4 protein-coding genes and 1 pseudogene are annotated in these 19,368 nt (G+C 37.8%); 2 read left to right on the top strand and 3 right to left on the bottom strand.

The features are described 5' to 3' along the window. Nucleotides 1-535: 535 nt before the first annotated feature. Together LNP23_RS22950 and LNP23_RS10525 are read left to right on the top strand one after the other, a co-directional pair. Nucleotides 536-1,185 (top strand): annotated as a pseudogene (locus LNP23_RS22950) (aldehyde dehydrogenase family protein). Then, nucleotides 1,166-1,753, top strand: coding sequence for an aldehyde dehydrogenase family protein (locus LNP23_RS10525; protein ID WP_230004839.1), 588 nt, complete (start codon nucleotides 1,166-1,168; stop codon nucleotides 1,751-1,753). The pseudogene LNP23_RS22950 and the gene LNP23_RS10525 overlap by 20 nt, the downstream one beginning before the upstream one ends. Before the next feature lie 42 nt (nucleotides 1,754-1,795). Here LNP23_RS10525 and LNP23_RS10520 read toward each other — a convergent pair whose 3' ends face one another. The 3 genes from LNP23_RS10520 to LNP23_RS10510 all read right to left on the bottom strand — a co-directional run bounded on the left by LNP23_RS10520 (nucleotide 1,796) and on the right by LNP23_RS10510 (nucleotide 19,306). Continuing rightward, nucleotides 1,796-3,745: an OmpA family protein gene (locus tag LNP23_RS10520; protein WP_230004838.1), complete on the bottom strand. Its 1,950-nt coding sequence runs from the start codon at nucleotides 3,743-3,745 to the stop codon at nucleotides 1,796-1,798. A gap of 2 nt (nucleotides 3,746-3,747) precedes the next feature. Then, on the bottom strand, nucleotides 3,748-4,656 hold the full coding sequence (locus LNP23_RS10515) for a PorP/SprF family type IX secretion system membrane protein (protein WP_230004837.1): 909 nt from the start codon (nucleotides 4,654-4,656) through the stop codon (nucleotides 3,748-3,750). A gap of 61 nt (nucleotides 4,657-4,717) precedes the next feature. Further along, a complete protein-coding gene (locus LNP23_RS10510; RefSeq protein ID WP_230004836.1) occupies nucleotides 4,718-19,306 on the bottom strand; it encodes a T9SS type B sorting domain-containing protein in 14,589 nt (4,862 codons plus the stop codon). Between the last annotated feature and the right edge of the window lie 62 nt (nucleotides 19,307-19,368).

Raw genomic sequence — 19,368 nt, 5'->3', positions numbered from 1 at the left:
CCTAAACTTACCGTTAATCTTTAATAAAACTTCTTTCCAAAATTTTCGTATCTAATTCAGGTTAGTTTTTTCAAATACGTTGGGTTTATTGTTCTGAAATACCTTTTACATTTGCATTTTTAGACAAGAAAATAGATACAAAAAATATTTTTCTTCAATTTGAATTTGTTTGTTTTATCAAATATATTGGCAACCTAATATTATTAAATATGATAAAGAAAGTATTTTAACTATTGAGTCTTGGTTGAAATTCACTTAATATGCTAGTTTTTAGATCTAAATGTAAGCAATTTAAACGTATTCAAAAAGTAATAACAATAGAAACTGTAATTTTTTTCTTAAACTGAAATCATTAACTATCTTTAAAATGGTTTAATAGTTTAGTCTTATTTTTACAAAATACCTAGTTAGAGACTGTATTTCTGCATATTTTAATTTAATATTAAATCAAGTCATCTATTAAATCTGTCAATCCGTTTAATAACGAAATTATCAAACAGTTTGATGTCATGAACGATAAAGAGATCGAGAAAAAATTTCAAAAGCAAACGTAACTTTTAAAACTTGGAAAAAAACCGCTTTTAATGTTAGGTCCAAATTATTACATAAAGTGGCATCTATCATGCGTGATAGAAAAAAAGAACTAGGTGCTTTGGCGACATTGGAAATGGGTAAATTACATAGAGAAGCTATACAAGAAGTCTTGCTTAGTCCCGCGATATTTGATTATTACGCTGATAATGGCGAAAAATTCCTGGCCGATAGTCCGCTAGTAACTCCTATCAGATTTGCTTTTCTGAGTTACGAACCGCTGGGTGTTTTGCTTAGTGTGCAACCCTGGTGTTTCCTTTCTATCAAATTAACCGATCAGCAGCGCCCAATATAATGGCCGGTAAAACGATGCTTTTTAAACATGCTTCAAATATACCGCAGTGTGCTCAGCTCATGGAAGATATTTTTTTGGAAGCCTGTGCTCCCGAAGGTGTTTACCAAAACCTATTTATACCGTGTAAAAAAGCGAGTGAACTAGTTGCCAATACGCGTATTAAAGCCGTTACCCTGAGAGGAAGCGAGCCAGCCGGATCAGCCATTGCAGCGACAGCCAGTAAGTATATCAAAAAATCGACTTTGGAACTTGGAGGAAGTTATTCATTTATTGTACTGAATGATGCCAACCATAGATGAAGCAATTGAATCTGCCGTAAATGGTCGTATGTGGAATGCAGGACAGGTATGTACCTCTTCTAAGCGAATTATTGTTAAAGAAAGCATTGGCGGATTCATTTTTGGAAAAAGTCAAAGTGAATTTGACTCTATTAAAGCTCGAGATCCTATGAGTCCTGAAACAACACTTGCCCCTCTTAGTAGCGAGAAAGTCGTGGAAGTTCTTATTAAACAAGTACGCCAAGCAGTAAAGGAAGGGGCTACTTTATTATTGGGAGGTAAACGAATTGATCGCAAAGGTGCTTTTATGGAACCTACCCTCCTTACCAATATAAAACTTGGAAACTTCACTTATATCGAAGAAATCTTTGGTCCGGTATTTATGTTTTATCGTGTTAAGAATGAAGACGAAGCAGTGGCCCTTGCTAATGCAAATAATTTTGGTCTTGGCAGAAGTGTTTTTAGCGGTGATGAAAAAAGAGCCTTAAATGTTGCCCGACAAATAGAAACCGGAATGGTGTACATTAATCATCTTACGGGCATTACGGTACAAAAAAAGCTGCAAGATTACCCGTGCAGCTTTTCATAACAATTTAATTAACTCAACTTTATTAAAAAAGCTAACTCTTTATTACATCGAAACAATGATGAACTCACTTCTTCGATTTGCCTGATGTTCTTCTGTAGTACATTTTACGCCATCAGCACATTTATTCAGCAATTGTGTTTCTCCATATCCTTTTCCAGTTATACGATCAGCAGCTATTCCTTTTTTAACAAGCCATGCCACTGTTGCTTTAGCCCTTCTGTCGGATAGTTTTTCATTGTACGCATGAGTTTGTCTGCTATCAGTGTGCGAGCGGACATCAATTTTCATGCTTGGATTTTGAATCATCACCTGACGGATCTTCTCTAACTCAATGGCAGCCTCTTTTCGAACAATCGATTTACCCAAATCGAAGTAAATCATTTTTATGTGTAAAATTTTCGCCAAATCATCACCCACAATCAATTTTTCAATCGTTTTTTCGGCCACTTTTTGAGGCGTTTTTTTCAAAGGCAATGTCAAACTTGTTTTATCGATTGCTTTAGGCAGTTCATTAGCTTCATAATTTTCTCTTGCAGCGCGAACAAAATATTCTTTATTACAATTTACTTTAAAACTATACTTACCATCAGTACTGGTTATTACTTCTCCTATAACTTGAAGCTGATTATCCAGTAAATTTACTTTAGCATTCTCCAGTACCAAACTTGTTTCGGCATCTATAACAGTTCCTGATAAAATCTCCTCACAAGGCAATTTTCTGGTTTCCGAAAAACGGTATACATCATCGTAACCATGTCCTCCATCTCTATTGGATGAGAAAAAACCTGTCCTGCTTTTACTGTCTAATATAAAACCAAAATCATCCAGTCTTGTATTTATAGGAGCTCCGACATTCTGAACTTCACTAAACGTCAAATCATTTTTAATAGTCGAAACATATACATCAAGTCCTCCTAATCCCGGACGTCCGTCGCTGGCAAAATACAGTTCATTATCTCCTGATATAAAAGGAAAAGTTTCTCTTCCTTCAGTATTTATCTTTTCTCCGAGATTTTCAGGTTTACCAAAACTGCCATCCGTATTAATAATCACACTATACAAATCTGATTGCCCAAAAGTACCTGGCATGTCTGAAGCAAAGTACAACTTTTTTTCATCTACGCTTAATGCCGGATGTGCCACACTGTACTGATCACTGTTAAAAGGTAATTCAACAATATTTGTCCATTTACCCTCTATAAAACTTGCCTTATACAATTTCAGTAAAGTGACTTTTTTGTCGTCTACTCCTTTTTTACCATTCAGAAAATTGTTTCTGGTAAAATACATTGTTAAACCGTCTTTTGTAAAAACTGGAGTCGATTCATTAAATTTTGAATTGACCTTTCTTTCAAAACGCTTCGGAACTCCCATACTGCCATCGGCAAGTAATTCCGCCGCATAAAGATTGGTAAACGATTTGTTGGTCCATTTGAATTTTTCTTTGACAACTCCGCCCGTATCTCTGGCAGAGGCAAATATCAATTTGTTATCTAAAAAAGAACTTCCATAATCGGAGTATTTTGAATTAATTCCGGCATCGGCTATTTCAAATCGCCCTGAATTGTTTTTTATCTGCTCCAAGTAATTTTTGTTCTTTTCAAATAGCAATCCTCTTTTATCAGTACTTGCCTTTTCATTGAAAAGCTCTAATATTTTATTGGCTTTAGCATAATTTCCCGTTGCTTTTAGCGTTTGGGCATATCGGTAATAATACTCAAATTCCTGTTGCTCATTCATTCCAAAAAGAGCTTTGTACCATTTTAATGCCTTCACAAACTCGCCATTAAAATAATAGGCATTACCCAGTCGTTGGAGCATTTTTTCCTCTTTATACCCTTTATCTGCAACCTTTTCGTAAGCAGCAATTGCATCTATGTAAGCATACTGATTGTAATTTTTCTCCGCTTTGTCTAAACCTGACTTTTGTGCCATTCCGCTAAAGAAAACGGAAGACAAAAAGACGGTATATGCTATTTTTTTTATTTTCATAATTAGAAGAATCTTGGTGAAGTTATTCGGCTGTAATTTTTTAAGAATTCAAAACGCAGAAATATCTCATGCGACCCTGAGTTGTAGTTTACCAATCGGGTTGTTTCCCGATCATAGGAATACCCTAAATACATATTATCGGTTATCTGAAATCCTGCCAAAGCACTAAAAGAAGCACTCCATCTGTAAGCAGCACCGATTACAAATTTATCGTTGAACATAAAATTAGCCGATACATCTACTTGTAATGGTGAACCTTCTACCATTTTGGTCATTAATGCCGGTTTGAATTTTATAGTTTCATAACGATCCAGATTAAACACATAACCTGCTATCAAATAATAGTTGATACGGTCTTTGTAAATAGCAGTCTCATTGTCATCGTAACGATTGGTCTGAATAAAATTAGGAACGGATAATCCCACATAGGCTTTATCTGTATGCCAGTACACTCCGGCTCCGATGTTGGGAGAGAATTTATTCTTAAAATCCTGAAATTGTGGATCTCCCTGATGCTCGGGTCTTAATTTTGTCGGATCCAGCTTGAATATGTTGGCCGAACCTTTAAGACCAAAAGAAAGTTTAGCAGTTGCTGATGTTTGTATTGAGTAAGAGAAATCAGCTGACAGATTGTTTTCATTTGTAGGCCCAATTTTATCATTGACTAACGATACTCCTAAACCTACATTATTGTTTATTGGTGTATTTAACGAAAAACTACTGGTTTCGGGTGCTCCATCAAGTCCAACCCACTGGGTGCGATACAATCCGAAAATGCTCATAACTCCGCGAGAACCGGCATAAGCGGGATTTATATTGATGGTATTATACATGTATTGTGTAAACTGCGCATCTTGCTGGGCAAAACCTGCAGTAGAACAAAACAATAAAACTAAAACTAATTTTTTCATTTATTTTATTTTTAAATAATGGCTTAGCCTATTGACTAAGCCATTTTATTAGTACAGAATATTATTTGGTCAGGTACAAATACCCCGCCTCCTGATGTGGATTGGATTGGTTGTCTTTGTATTTAATGATATAATAATAAGTTCCTTCCGGTAATCCATCTGAATCTTTAATTGTAACACGTCCTTCAGAAATACCTCTAAAAACAATATCATTATTATTGTAATGATCACGATCAAAAACCAAAACTCCCCAACGGTTAAAAATCTGAACCGTATTGTCAGGATAACATTCTAATCCCTGGATATAAAATCTCTCGTTCTTACTGTCTCCATTTATAGAAACCGCGTTGTATACTTTAATTACACAACCTTGTAGCGATAAAACAGTTGGTTTATCCCCCAATACACTACTATCATCTGATTTGTCTTTTACCTCAATATGATCAGGACTTGTTCCAAAAACTTCGGCTTGATTCGATATACTTCCCGAATTAATATCAGCTTGTACGATCGAATAAGTTCCTGCAAAGGAAGTACTATCCTCTTCTCCTACAGCTAAATTTATTGGGCCTCCAGTCATAGTAATTCCAGTTAACGGATCTACTATATAAACATTAGTCAACGCTACATTTCCTGTATTGGTTACTATAAAATTATACGTAATGGTTTCCCCTACTTTTGCATAACTGTCACCATCTTCATCATTGAAATGTGCCATTTTCACTACAGCAATACTCGGTTTAGATACTGGTATCATAACACTTACCACAACAGTACTAGATACTGTACTACAGTTAGATGCATTCGTTATTTCACATATTTTATATTCCACTGTATAGTTTCCTGCAGCAGTATTTGGAGCTACAGTTACAGTACCATCTGCATTCAAAGTTAATCCTGCAGGAACAGTTACTGCCGTCAAACTTACTTGACCCGGATTTGTACCTATAACTACTGGACTACCGTTTAAAGTATCATTTGATGTCAAAGAAGTACTATTACCTCCCGTATTTCCATTAATTGATGCTGTAGTCTCTGTCAATGCAACAATTGCTGCTGCACTTACCACAACAGTACTAGATACTGTACTACAGTTAGATGGATTCGTTATTTCACATATTTTATATTCCACTGTATAGTTTCCTGCAGCAGTATTTGGAGCTACAGTTACAGTACCATCTGCATTCAAAGTTAATCCTGCAGGAACAGTTACTGCCGTCAAACTTACTTGACCCGGATTTGTACCTATAACTACTGGACTACCGTTTAAAGTATCATTTGATGTCAAAGAAGTACTATTACCTCCCGTATTTCCATTAATTGATGCTGTAGTCTCTGTCAACGCAACAATTGCTGCTGCACTTACCACAACAGTACTAGATACTGTACTACAGTTAGATGGATTCGTTATTTCACATATTTTATATTCCACTGTATAGTTTCCTGCAGCAGTATTTGGAGCTACAGTTACAGTACCATCTGCATTCAAAGTTAATCCTGCAGGAACAGTTACTGCCGTCAAACTTACTTGACCCGGATTTGTACCTATAACTACTGGACTACCGTTTAAAGTATCATTTGATGTCAAAGAAGTACTATTACCTCCCGTATTTCCATTAATTGATGCTGTAGTCTCTGTCAACGCAACAATTGCTGCTGCACTTACCACAACAGTACTAGATACTGTACTACAGTTAGATGGATTCGTTATTTCACATATTTTATATTCCACTGTATAGTTTCCTGCAGCAGTATTTGGAGCTACAGTTACAGTACCATCTGCATTCAAAGTTAATCCTGCAGGAACAGTTACTGCCGTCAAACTTACTTGACCCGGATTTGTACCTATAACTACTGGACTACCGTTTAAAGTATCATTTGATGTCAAAGAAGTACTATTACCTCCCGTATTTCCATTAATTGATGCTGTAGTCTCTGTCAACGCAACAATTGCTGCTGCACTTACCACAACAGTACTAGATACTGTACTACAGTTAGATGGATTCGTTATTTCACATATTTTATATTCCACTGTATAGTTTCCTGCAGCAGTATTTGGAGCTACAGTTACAGTACCATCTGCATTCAAAGTTAATCCTGCAGGAACAGTTACTGCCGTCAAACTTACTTGACCCGGATTTGTACCTATAACTACTGGACTACCGTTTAAAGTATCATTTGATGTCAAAGAAGTACTATTACCTCCCGTATTTCCATTAATTGATGCTGTAGTCTCTGTCAACGCAACAATTGCTGCTGCACTTACCACAACAGTACTAGATACTGTACTACAGTTAGATGGATTCGTTATTTCACATATTTTATATTCCACTGTATAGTTTCCTGCAGCAGTATTTGGAGCTACAGTTACAGTACCATCTGCATTCAAAGTTAATCCTGCAGGAACAGTTACTGCCGTCAAACTTACTTGACCCGGATTTGTACCTATAACTACTGGACTACCGTTTAAAGTATCATTTGATGTCAAAGAAGTACTATTACCTCCCGTATTTCCATTAATTGATGCTGTAGTCTCTGTCAACGCAACAATTGCTGCTGCACTTACCACAACAGTACTAGATACTGTACTACAGTTAGATGGATTCGTTATTTCACATATTTTATATTCCACTGTATAGTTTCCTGCAGCAGTATTTGGAGCTACAGTTACAGTACCATCTGCATTCAAAGTTAATCCTGCAGGAACAGTTACTGCCGTCAAACTTACTTGACCCGGATTTGTACCTATAACTACTGGACTACCGTTTAAAGTATCATTTGATGTCAAAGAAGTACTATTACCTCCCGTATTTCCATTAATTGATGCTGTAGTCTCTGTCAACGCAACAATTGCTGCTGCACTTACCACAACAGTACTAGATACTGTACTACAGTTAGATGGATTCGTTATTTCACATATTTTATATTCCACTGTATAGTTTCCTGCAGCAGTATTTGGAGCTACAGTTACAGTACCATCTGCATTCAAAGTTAATCCTGCAGGAACAGTTACTGCCGTCAAACTTACTTGACCCGGATTTGTACCTATAACTACTGGACTACCGTTTAAAGTATCATTTGATGTCAAAGAAGTACTATTACCTCCCGTATTTCCATTAATTGATGCTGTAGTCTCTGTCAATGCAACAATTGCTGCTGCACTTACCACAACAGTACTAGATACTGTACTACAGTTAGATGGATTCGTTATTTCACATATTTTATATTCCACTGTATAGTTTCCTGCAGCAGTATTTGGAGCTACAGTTACAGTACCATCTGCATTCAAAGTTAATCCTGCAGGAACAGTTACTGCCGTCAAACTTACTTGACCCGGATTTGTACCTATAACTACTGGACTACCGTTTAAAGTATCATTTGATGTCAAAGAAGTACTATTACCTCCCGTATTTCCATTAATTGATGCTGTAGTCTCTGTCAATGAAACAATTGCTGCTGCACTTACCACAACAGTACTAGATACTGTACTACAGTTAGATGGATTCGTTATTTCACATATTTTATATTCCACTGTATAGTTTCCTGCAGCAGTATTTGGAGCTACAGTTACAGTACCATCTGCATTCAAAGTTAATCCTGCAGGAACAGTTACTGCCGTCAAACTTACTTGACCCGGATTTGTACCTATAACTACTGGACTACCGTTTAAAGTATCATTTGATGTCAAAGAAGTACTATTACCTCCCGTATTTCCATTAATTGATGCTGTAGTCTCTGTCAACGCAACAATTGCTGCTGCACTTACCACAACAGTACTAGATACTGTACTACAGTTAGATGGATTCGTTATTTCACATATTTTATATTCCACTGTATAGTTTCCTGCAGCAGTATTTGGAGCTACAGTTACAGTACCATCTGCATTCAAAGTTAATCCTGCAGGAACAGTTACTGCCGTCAAACTTACTTGACCCGGATTTGTACCTATAACTACTGGACTACCGTTTAAAGTATCATTTGATGTCAAAGAAGTACTATTACCTCCCGTATTTCCATTAATTGATGCTGTAGTCTCTGTCAACGCAACAATTGCTGCTGCACTTACCACAACAGTACTAGATACTGTACTACAGTTAGATGGATTCGTTATTTCACATATTTTATATTCCACTGTATAGTTTCCTGCAGCAGTATTTGGAGCTACAGTTACAGTACCATCTGCATTCAAAGTTAATCCTGCAGGAACAGTTACTGCCGTCAAACTTACTTGACCCGGATTTGTACCTATAACTACTGGACTACCGTTTAAAGTATCATTTGATGTCAAAGAAGTACTATTACCTCCCGTATTTCCATTAATTGATGCTGTAGTCTCTGTCAACGCAACAATTGCTGCTGCACTTACCACAACAGTACTAGATACTGTACTACAGTTAGATGGATTCGTTATTTCACATATTTTATATTCCACTGTATAGTTTCCTGCAGCAGTATTTGGAGCTACAGTTACAGTACCATCTGCATTCAAAGTTAATCCTGCAGGAACAGTTACTGCCGTCAAACTTACTTGACCCGGATTTGTACCTATAACTACTGGACTACCGTTTAAAGTATCATTTGATGTCAAAGAAGTACTATTACCTCCCGTATTTCCATTAATTGATGCTGTAGTCTCTGTCAACGCAACAATTGCTGCTGCACTTACCACAACAGTACTAGATACTGTACTACAGTTAGATGGATTCGTTATTTCACATATTTTATATTCCACTGTATAGTTTCCTGCAGCAGTATTTGGAGCTACAGTTACAGTACCATCTGCATTCAAAGTTAATCCTGCAGGAACAGTTACTGCCGTCAAACTTACTTGACCCGGATTTGTACCTATAACTACTGGACTACCGTTTAAAGTATCATTTGATGTCAAAGAAGTACTATTACCTCCCGTATTTCCATTAATTGATGCTGTAGTCTCTGTCAACGCAACAATTGCTGCTGCACTTACCACAACAGTACTAGATACTGTACTACAGTTAGATGGATTCGTTATTTCACATATTTTATATTCCACTGTATAGTTTCCTGCAGCAGTATTTGGAGCTACAGTTACAGTACCATCTGCATTCAAAGTTAATCCTGCAGGAACAGTTACTGCCGTCAAACTTACTTGACCCGGATTTGTACCTATAACTACTGGACTACCGTTTAAAGTATCATTTGATGTCAAAGAAGTACTATTACCTCCCGTATTTCCATTAATTGATGCTGTAGTCTCTGTCAACGCAACAATTGCTGCTGCACTTACCACAACAGTACTAGATACTGTACTACAGTTAGATGGATTCGTTATTTCACATATTTTATATTCCACTGTATAGTTTCCTGCAGCAGTATTTGGAGCTACAGTTACAGTACCATCTGCATTCAAAGTTAATCCTGCAGGAACAGTTACTGCCGTCAAACTTACTTGACCCGGATTTGTACCTATAACTACTGGACTACCGTTTAAAGTATCATTTGATGTCAAAGAAGTACTATTACCTCCCGTATTTCCATTAATTGATGCTGTAGTCTCTGTCAATGCAACAATTGCTGCTGCACTTACCACAACAGTACTAGATACTGTACTACAGTTAGATGGATTCGTTATTTCACATATTTTATATTCCACTGTATAGTTTCCTGCAGCAGTATTTGGAGCTACAGTTACAGTACCATCTGCATTCAAAGTTAATCCTGCAGGAACAGTTACTGCCGTCAAACTTACTTGACCCGGATTTGTACCTATAACTACTGGACTACCGTTTAAAGTATCATTTGATGTCAAAGAAGTACTATTACCTCCCGTATTTCCATTAATTGATGCTGTAGTCTCTGTCAATGAAACAATTGCTGCTGCACTTACCACAACAGTACTAGATACTGTACTACAGTTAGATGGATTCGTTATTTCACATATTTTATATTCCACTGTATAGTTTCCTGCAGCAGTATTTGGAGCTACAGTTACAGTACCATCTGCATTCAAAGTTAATCCTGCAGGAACAGTTACTGCCGTCAAACTTACTTGACCCGGATTTGTACCTATAACTACTGGACTACCGTTTAAAGTATCATTTGATGTCAAAGAAGTACTATTACCTCCCGTATTTCCATTAATTGATGCTGTAGTCTCTGTCAACGCAACAATTGCTGCTGCACTTACCACAACAGTACTAGATACTGTACTACAGTTAGATGGATTCGTTATTTCACATATTTTATATTCCACTGTATAGTTTCCTGCAGCAGTATTTGGAGCTACAGTTACAGTACCATCTGCATTCAAAGTTAATCCTGCAGGAACAGTTACTGCCGTCAAACTTACTTGACCCGGATTTGTACCTATAACTACTGGACTACCGTTTAAAGTATCATTTGATGTCAAAGAAGTACTATTACCTCCCGTATTTCCATTAATTGATGCTGTAGTCTCTGTCAACGCAACAATTGCTGCTGCACTTACCACAACAGTACTAGATACTGTACTACAGTTAGATGGATTCGTTATTTCACATATTTTATATTCCACTGTATAGTTTCCTGCAGCAGTATTTGGAGCTACAGTTACAGTACCATCTGCATTCAAAGTTAATCCTGCAGGAACAGTTACTGCCGTCAAACTTACTTGACCCGGATTTGTACCTATAACTACTGGACTACCGTTTAAAGTATCATTTGATGTCAAAGAAGTACTATTACCTCCCGTATTTCCATTAATTGATGCTGTAGTCTCTGTCAACGCAACAATTGCTGCTGCACTTACCACAACAGTACTAGATACTGTACTACAGTTAGATGGATTCGTTATTTCACATATTTTATATTCCACTGTATAGTTTCCTGCAGCAGTATTTGGAGCTACAGTTACAGTACCATCTGCATTCAAAGTTAATCCTGCAGGAACAGTTACTGCCGTCAAACTTACTTGACCCGGATTTGTACCTATAACTACTGGACTACCGTTTAAAGTATCATTTGATGTCAAAGAAGTACTATTACCTCCCGTATTTCCATTAATTGATGCTGTAGTCTCTGTCAACGCAACAATTGCTGCTGCACTTACCACAACAGTACTAGATACTGTACTACAGTTAGATGGATTCGTTATTTCACATATTTTATATTCCACTGTATAGTTTCCTGCAGCAGTATTTGGAGCTACAGTTACAGTACCATCTGCATTCAAAGTTAATCCTGCAGGAACAGTTACTGCCGTCAAACTTACTTGACCCGGATTTGTACCTATAACTACTGGACTACCGTTTAAAGTATCATTTGATGTCAAAGAAGTACTATTACCTCCCGTATTTCCATTAATTGATGCTGTAGTCTCTGTCAATGCAACAATTGCTGCTGCACTTACCACAACAGTACTAGATACTGTACTACAGTTAGATGGATTCGTTATTTCACATATTTTATATTCCACTGTATAGTTTCCTGCAGCAGTATTTGGAGCTACAGTTACAGTACCATCTGCATTCAAAGTTAATCCTGCAGGAACAGTTACTGCCGTCAAACTTACTTGACCCGGATTTGTACCTATAACTACTGGACTACCGTTTAAAGTATCATTTGATGTCAAAGAAGTACTATTACCTCCCGTATTTCCATTAATTGATGCTGTAGTCTCTGTCAATGCAACAATTGCTGCTGCACTTACCACAACAGTACTAGATACTGTACTACAGTTAGATGGATTCGTTATTTCACATATTTTATATTCCACTGTATAGTTTCCTGCAGCAGTATTTGGAGCTACAGTTACAGTACCATCTGCATTCAAAGTTAATCCTGCAGGAACAGTTACTGCCGTCAAACTTACTTGACCCGGATTTGTACCTATAACTACTGGACTACCGTTTAAAGTATCATTTGATGTCAAAGAAGTACTATTACCTCCCGTATTTCCATTAATTGATGCTGTAGTCTCTGTCAATGCAACAATTGCTGCTGCACTTACCACAACAGTACTAGATACTGTACTACAGTTAGATGGATTCGTTATTTCACATATTTTATATTCCACTGTATAGTTTCCTGCAGCAGTATTTGGAGCTACAGTTACAGTACCATCTGCATTCAAAGTTAATCCTGCAGGAACAGTTACTGCCGTCAAACTTACTTGACCCGGATTTGTACCTATAACTACTGGACTACCGTTTAAAGTATCATTTGATGTCAAAGAAGTACTATTACCTCCCGTATTTCCATTAATTGATGCTGTAGTCTCTGTCAATGTAACAATTGCTGCTGCACTTACCACAACAGTACTAGATACTGTACTACAGTTAGATGGATTCGTTATTTCACATATTTTATATTCCACTGTATAGTTTCCTGCAGCAGTATTTGGAGCTACAGTTACAGTACCATCTGCATTCAAAGTTAATCCTGCAGGAACAGTTACTGCCGTCAAACTTACTTGACCCGGATTTGTACCTATAACTACTGGACTACCGTTTAAAGTATCATTTGATGTCAAAGAAGTACTATTACCTCCCGTATTTCCATTAATTGATGCTGTAGTCTCTGTCAACGCAACAATTGCTGCTGCACTTACCACAACAGTACTAGATACTGTACTACAGTTAGATGGATTCGTTATTTCACATATTTTATATTCCACTGTATAGTTTCCTGCAGCAGTATTTGGAGCTACAGTTACAGTACCATCTGCATTCAAAGTTAATCCTGCAGGAACAGTTACTGCCGTCAAACTTACTTGACCCGGATTTGTACCTATAACTACTGGACTACCGTTTAAAGTATCATTTGATGTCAAAGAAGTACTATTACCTCCCGTATTTCCATTAATTGATGCTGTAGTCTCTGTCAACGCAACAATTGCTGCTGCACTTACCACAACAGTACTAGATACTGTACTACAGTTAGATGGATTCGTTATTTCACATATTTTATATTCCACTGTATAGTTTCCTGCAGCAGTATTTGGAGCTACAGTTACAGTACCATCTGCATTCAAAGTTAATCCTGCAGGAACAGTTACTGCCGTCAAACTTACTTGACCCGGATTTGTACCTATAACTACTGGACTACCGTTTAAAGTATCATTTGATGTCAAAGAAGTACTATTACCTCCCGTATTTCCATTAATTGATGCTGTAGTCTCTGTCAACGCAACAATTGCTGCTGCACTTACCACAACAGTACTAGATACTGTACTACAGTTAGATGGATTCGTTATTTCACATATTTTATATTCCACTGTATAGTTTCCTGCAGCAGTATTTGGAGCTACAGTTACAGTACCATCTGCATTCAAAGTTAATCCTGCAGGAACAGTTACTGCCGTCAAACTTACTTGACCCGGATTTGTACCTATAACTACTGGACTACCGTTTAAAGTATCATTTGATGTCAAAGAAGTACTATTACCTCCCGTATTTCCATTAATTGATGCTGTAGTCTCTGTCAACGCAACAATTGCTGCTGCACTTACCACAACAGTACTAGATACTGTACTACAGTTAGATGGATTCGTTATTTCACATATTTTATATTCCACTGTATAGTTTCCTGCAGCAGTATTTGGAGCTACAGTTACAGTACCATCTGCATTCAAAGTTAATCCTGCAGGAACAGTTACTGCCGTCAAACTTACTTGACCCGGATTTGTACCTATAACTACTGGACTACCGTTTAAAGTATCATTTGATGTCAAAGAAGTACTATTACCTCCCGTATTTCCATTAATTGATGCTGTAGTCTCTGTCAATGCAACAATTGCTGCTGCACTTACCACAACAGTACTAGATACTGTACTACAGTTAGATGGATTCGTTATTTCACATATTTTATATTCCACTGTATAGTTTCCTGCAGCAGTATTTGGAGCTACAGTTACAGTACCATCTGCATTCAAAGTTAATCCTGCAGGAACAGTTACTGCCGTCAAACTTACTTGACCCGGATTTGTACCTATAACTACTGGACTACCGTTTAAAGTATCATTTGATGTCAAAGAAGTACTATTACCTCCCGTATTTCCATTAATTGATGCTGTAGTCTCTGTCAATGCAACAATTGCTGCTGCACTTACCACAACAGTACTAGATACTGTACTACAGTTAGATGGATTCGTTATTTCACATATTTTATATTCCACTGTATAGTTTCCTGCAGCAGTATTTGGAGCTACAGTTACAGTACCATCTGCATTCAAAGTTAATCCTGCAGGAACAGTTACTGCCGTCAAACTTACTTGACCCGGATTTGTACCTATAACTACTGGACTACCGTTTAAAGTATCATTTGATGTCAAAGAAGTACTATTACCTCCCGTATTTCCATTAATTGATGCTGTAGTCTCTGTCAACGCAACAATTGCTGCTGCACTTACCACAACAGTACTAGATACTGTACTACAGTTAGATGGATTCGTTATTTCACATATTTTATATTCCACTGTATAGTTTCCTGCAGCAGTATTTGGAGCTACAGTTACAGTACCATCTGCATTCAAAGTTAATCCTGCAGGAACAGTTACTGCCGTCAAACTTACTTGACCCGGATTTGTACCTATAACTACTGGACTACCGTTTAAAGTATCATTTGATGTCAAAGAAGTACTATTACCTCCCGTATTTCCATTAATTGATGCTGTAGTCTCTGTCAACGCAACAATTGCTGCTGCACTTACCACAACAGTACTAGATACTGTACTACAGTTAGATGGATTCGTTATTTCACATATTTTATATTCCACTGTATAGTTTCCTGCAGCAGTATTTGGAGCTACAGTTACAGTACCATCTGCATTCAAAGTTAATCCTGCAGGAACAGTTACTGCCGTCAAACTTACTTGACCCGGATTTGTACCTATAACTACTGGACTACCGTTTAAAGTATCATTTGATGTCAAAGAAGTACTATTACCTCCCGTATTTCCATTAATTGATGCTGTAGTCTCTGTCAACGCACATAAATAATTATTAATAATTACTTCTATTGATCCAGACGAACACCCATTAACAGTTACTGTATAATTAAAAGTTGACCCTGCCATTAATCCTGAAATAGTTGTAGAAGATGTACTTCCATTAATATTACCTGGGTTTATTGTCCAATTTCCTACAGGTAAATCATTCAAAACTACACTACCTGTTACGACTACACAAGTAGGTTGCATAATCGTACCTAATGTTGGTGTTGTTGGAATGACATTAACAGTAAATGTAGTGTCTGATGTTGTCTCTGCACAAGAGCCATTGGCTGCAACAGTATAACGAACTGTTACCGAAGTATTAGAAGAAACATCTGCCGGTGTATAAGTAGTTCCTGAAATCGTTCCCCCTCCTGAAACAACTGACCAGGTACCACCTGCTGGTGTAGCTGATAAGGATTTGGTACTGTTCTCACAAATAGCTGTAGTGCTTGTTGTATTAGTTGCTGTTCCTGAAAATACATTAACAGTAAATGTAGCGTCTGATGTTGTCGCTGCACAAGAGCCATTGGCTGCAACAGTATAACGAACTGTTACCGAAGTATCAGAAGAAACATCTGCCGGTGTATAAGTAGTTCCTGAAATCGTTCCCCCTCCTGAAACAACTGACCAGGTACCACCTGCTGGTGTAGCTGATAAGGATTTGGTACTGTTCTCACAAATAGCTGTAGTGCTTGTTGTATTAGTTGCTGTTCCTGAAAATACATTAACAGTAAATGTAGCGTCTGATGTTGTCGCTGCACAAGAGCCATTGGCTGCAACAGTATAACGAACTGTTACCGAAGTATCAGAAGAAACATCTGCCGGTGTATAAGTAGTTCCTGAAATCGTTCCCCCTCCTGAAACAACTGACCAGGTACCACCTGCTGGTGTAGCTGATAAGGATTTGGTACTGTTCTCACAAATAGCTGTAGTGCTTGTTGTATTAGTTGCTGTTCCTGAAAATACATTAACAGTAAATGTAGCGTCTGATGTTGTCGCTGCACAAGAACCATTGGCTGCAACAGTATAACGAACTGTTACCGAAGTATCAGAAGAAACATCTGCCGGTGTATAAGTAGTTCCTGAAATCGTTCCCCCTCCTGAAACAACTGACCAGGTACCACCTGCTGGTGTAGCTGATAAGGATTTGGTACTGTTCTCACAAATAGCTGTAGTGCTTGTTGTATTAGTTGCTGTTCCTGAAAATACATTAACAGTAAATGTAGCGTCTGATGTTGTCGCTGCACAAGAGCCATTGGCTGCAACAGTATAACGAACTGTTACCGAAGTATCAGAAGAAACATCTGCCGGTGTATAAGTAGTTCCTGAAATCGTTCCCCCTCCTGAAACAACTGACCAGGTACCACCTGCTGGTGTAGCTGATAAGGATTTGGTACTGTTCTCACAAATAGCTGTAGTGCTTGTTGTATTAGTTGCTGTTCCTGAAAATACATTAACAGTAAATGTAGCGTCTGATGTTGTCGCTGCACAAGAGCCATTGGCTGCAACAGTATAACGAACTGTTACCGAAGTATCAGAAGAAACATCTGCCGGTGTATAAGTAGTTCCTGAAATCGTTCCCCCTCCTGAAACAACTGACCAGGTACCACCTACTGGTGTAGCTGATAAGGATTTGGTACTGTTCTCACAAATAGCTGTAGTGCTTGTTGTATTAGTCGCTGGTCCTGAAAACACATTAACAGTAAATGTAGCGTCTGATGTTGTCGCTGCACAAGAGCCATTGGCTGCAACAGTATAACGAACTGTTACCGAAGTATCAGAAGAAACATCTGCCGGTGTATAAGTAGTTCCTGAAATCGTTCCCCCTCCTGAAACAACTGACCAGGTACCACCTGCTGGTGTAGCTGATAAGGATTTGGTACTGTTCTCACAAATAGCTGTAGTGCTTGTTGTATTAGTTGCTGTTCCTGAAAATACATTAACAGTAAATGTAGCGTCTGATGTTGTCGCTGCACAAGAACCATTGGCTGCAACAGTATAACGAACTGTTACCGAAGTATCAGAAGAAACATCTGCCGGTGTATAAGTAGTTCCTGAAATCGTTCCCCCTCCTGAAACAACTGACCAGGTACCACCTACTGGTGTAGCTGATAAGGATTTGGTACTGTTCTCACAAATAGCTGTAGTGCTTGTTGTATTAGTCGCTGGTCCTGAAAACACATTAACAGTAAATGTAGCGTCTGATGTTGTCGCTGCACAAGAGCCATTGGCTGCAACAGTATAACGAACTGTTACCGAAGTATCAGAAGAAACATCTGCCGGTGTATAAGTAGTTCCTGAAATCGTTCCCCCTCCTGAAACAACTGACCAGGTACCACCTGCTGGTGTAGCTGATAAGGATTTGGTAATGTTCTCACAAATAGCTGTAGTGCTTGTTGTATTAGTTGCTACAACAGCAGCTGTGGGGACTGGGGTTACAGAAGAAGAATTATTTGTTCCATTTATATCAATAATATCTGCCGATGCTATACTCGCAGTGTTTAAATAAACACCCGACGGCTTTACTGTAGCAACTATCGACAAAGTCGGTGTAGCTCCAATATTTAACACCCCAACATCCCAAACACCATTGATTGAATTATAAGTTCCAACAGACGGCGTAGCAGATACAAATGTATACCCCGAAGGTAGTAAATCTGTAACTTTTGTATTTGTTGAGTTACTAGGTCCAGCATTACTAGCTGTTAATGTAAATGTAACACCACACCCAACTTGCGGAGACATGCTGCTTGTTGCTTTTGTTACACCTAAATCTGCATTTGTTATACCTTCAATTAAATCAACAAAAACAGCTGAATCTAATGATGAATCACCAGCATCTGCAATAACAATTTTAAAAGTATAAGTTGCTCCAGGAGTTAAACCTGTTACGTTCCTAGTTATCAATTTTGTTAAACCATTAAGTTCTACAAAAACTGGAAAAGGACCTGGTTGAGGTTGAGGATTTGTAATGTATCTACCTCCTGAAATCGTAGTTATGTGTCCATTATTAGTATACAAAGCAGATTGCGTACCATCATAAGCCGCGACAGGTGGAAAACCACTAAAACCAGGAACTCCCGAATTCACCTTATTAATTGATGTTGCATTCCCATTTGGCAATGTTGCCATATTTAATGTACCCGCAATGCCAGGACCAGTAATAAAAAAACCAAAGGCATCGTCAAAACTTGATCCTACATAATCAGGATATTCCTCAGAACCAAATTGATATCCAATTTTAAGACCAGAAACAGTAGGCCCCAATGTAATTGTAAACGAGTAAGAAATCAAATCTCGCGTAGCTGTTGCGTCTATTGTTGATAAATTAGGATCTGAAAGAGTAGTTGCACCTGCTGGATTATAAGAACTTTGATTAGCTGTGTTTCTATTTGTTAACTCAAATGGTGCATTTCCAGTAGAAAAATAAGCTCCATTTGTTAACCCCAGTCCTGCTCCCGCAACTCCATTTGTAAATGTAGCAACTTGATTAGACCTTACAGTCGAAATAGCTGCAGCGCCACTCAAAGTCCCCCCAGTGATAACGATTCCTGGACCATTAAGTGCTGAATTAATTTGAGAATTAGTTGGATTTGTAATTATAGTAGCCTGCGAATACAAAAAGAAAGAATTGAGTAGAAAAAAAATAAATAGCGCTCTCCTTATCTCATCAAAGGGTGATAGTAATTTTTTACACATAAAAATTAGTTTAAACTTTGTTGCGAAAATACAAAATTAAAACTACATTTCATTATTGTAAG

Source organism: Flavobacterium cupriresistens, from assembly GCF_020911925.1.
Classification (GTDB): Bacteria; Bacteroidota; Bacteroidia; order Flavobacteriales; family Flavobacteriaceae; genus Flavobacterium; species Flavobacterium cupriresistens.
This window is presented reverse-complemented; position numbering and strand designations above follow the sequence as displayed.

Excerpts from the sequence above, each read along its gene's own strand:
- LNP23_RS10515 (WP_230004837.1), bottom strand. The coding sequence starts at position 4,656 with ATGAAAAAATTAGTTTTAGTTTTATTGTTTTGTTCTACTGCAGGTTTT.
- LNP23_RS10520 (WP_230004838.1), bottom strand. The coding sequence starts at position 3,745 with ATGAAAATAAAAAAAATAGCATATACCGTCTTTTTGTCTTCCGTTTTC.
- LNP23_RS10510 (WP_230004836.1), bottom strand. The coding sequence starts at position 19,306 with ATGTGTAAAAAATTACTATCACCCTTTGATGAGATAAGGAGAGCGCTA.
- LNP23_RS10525 (WP_230004839.1), top strand. The coding sequence starts at position 1,166 with ATGATGCCAACCATAGATGAAGCAATTGAATCTGCCGTAAATGGTCGT.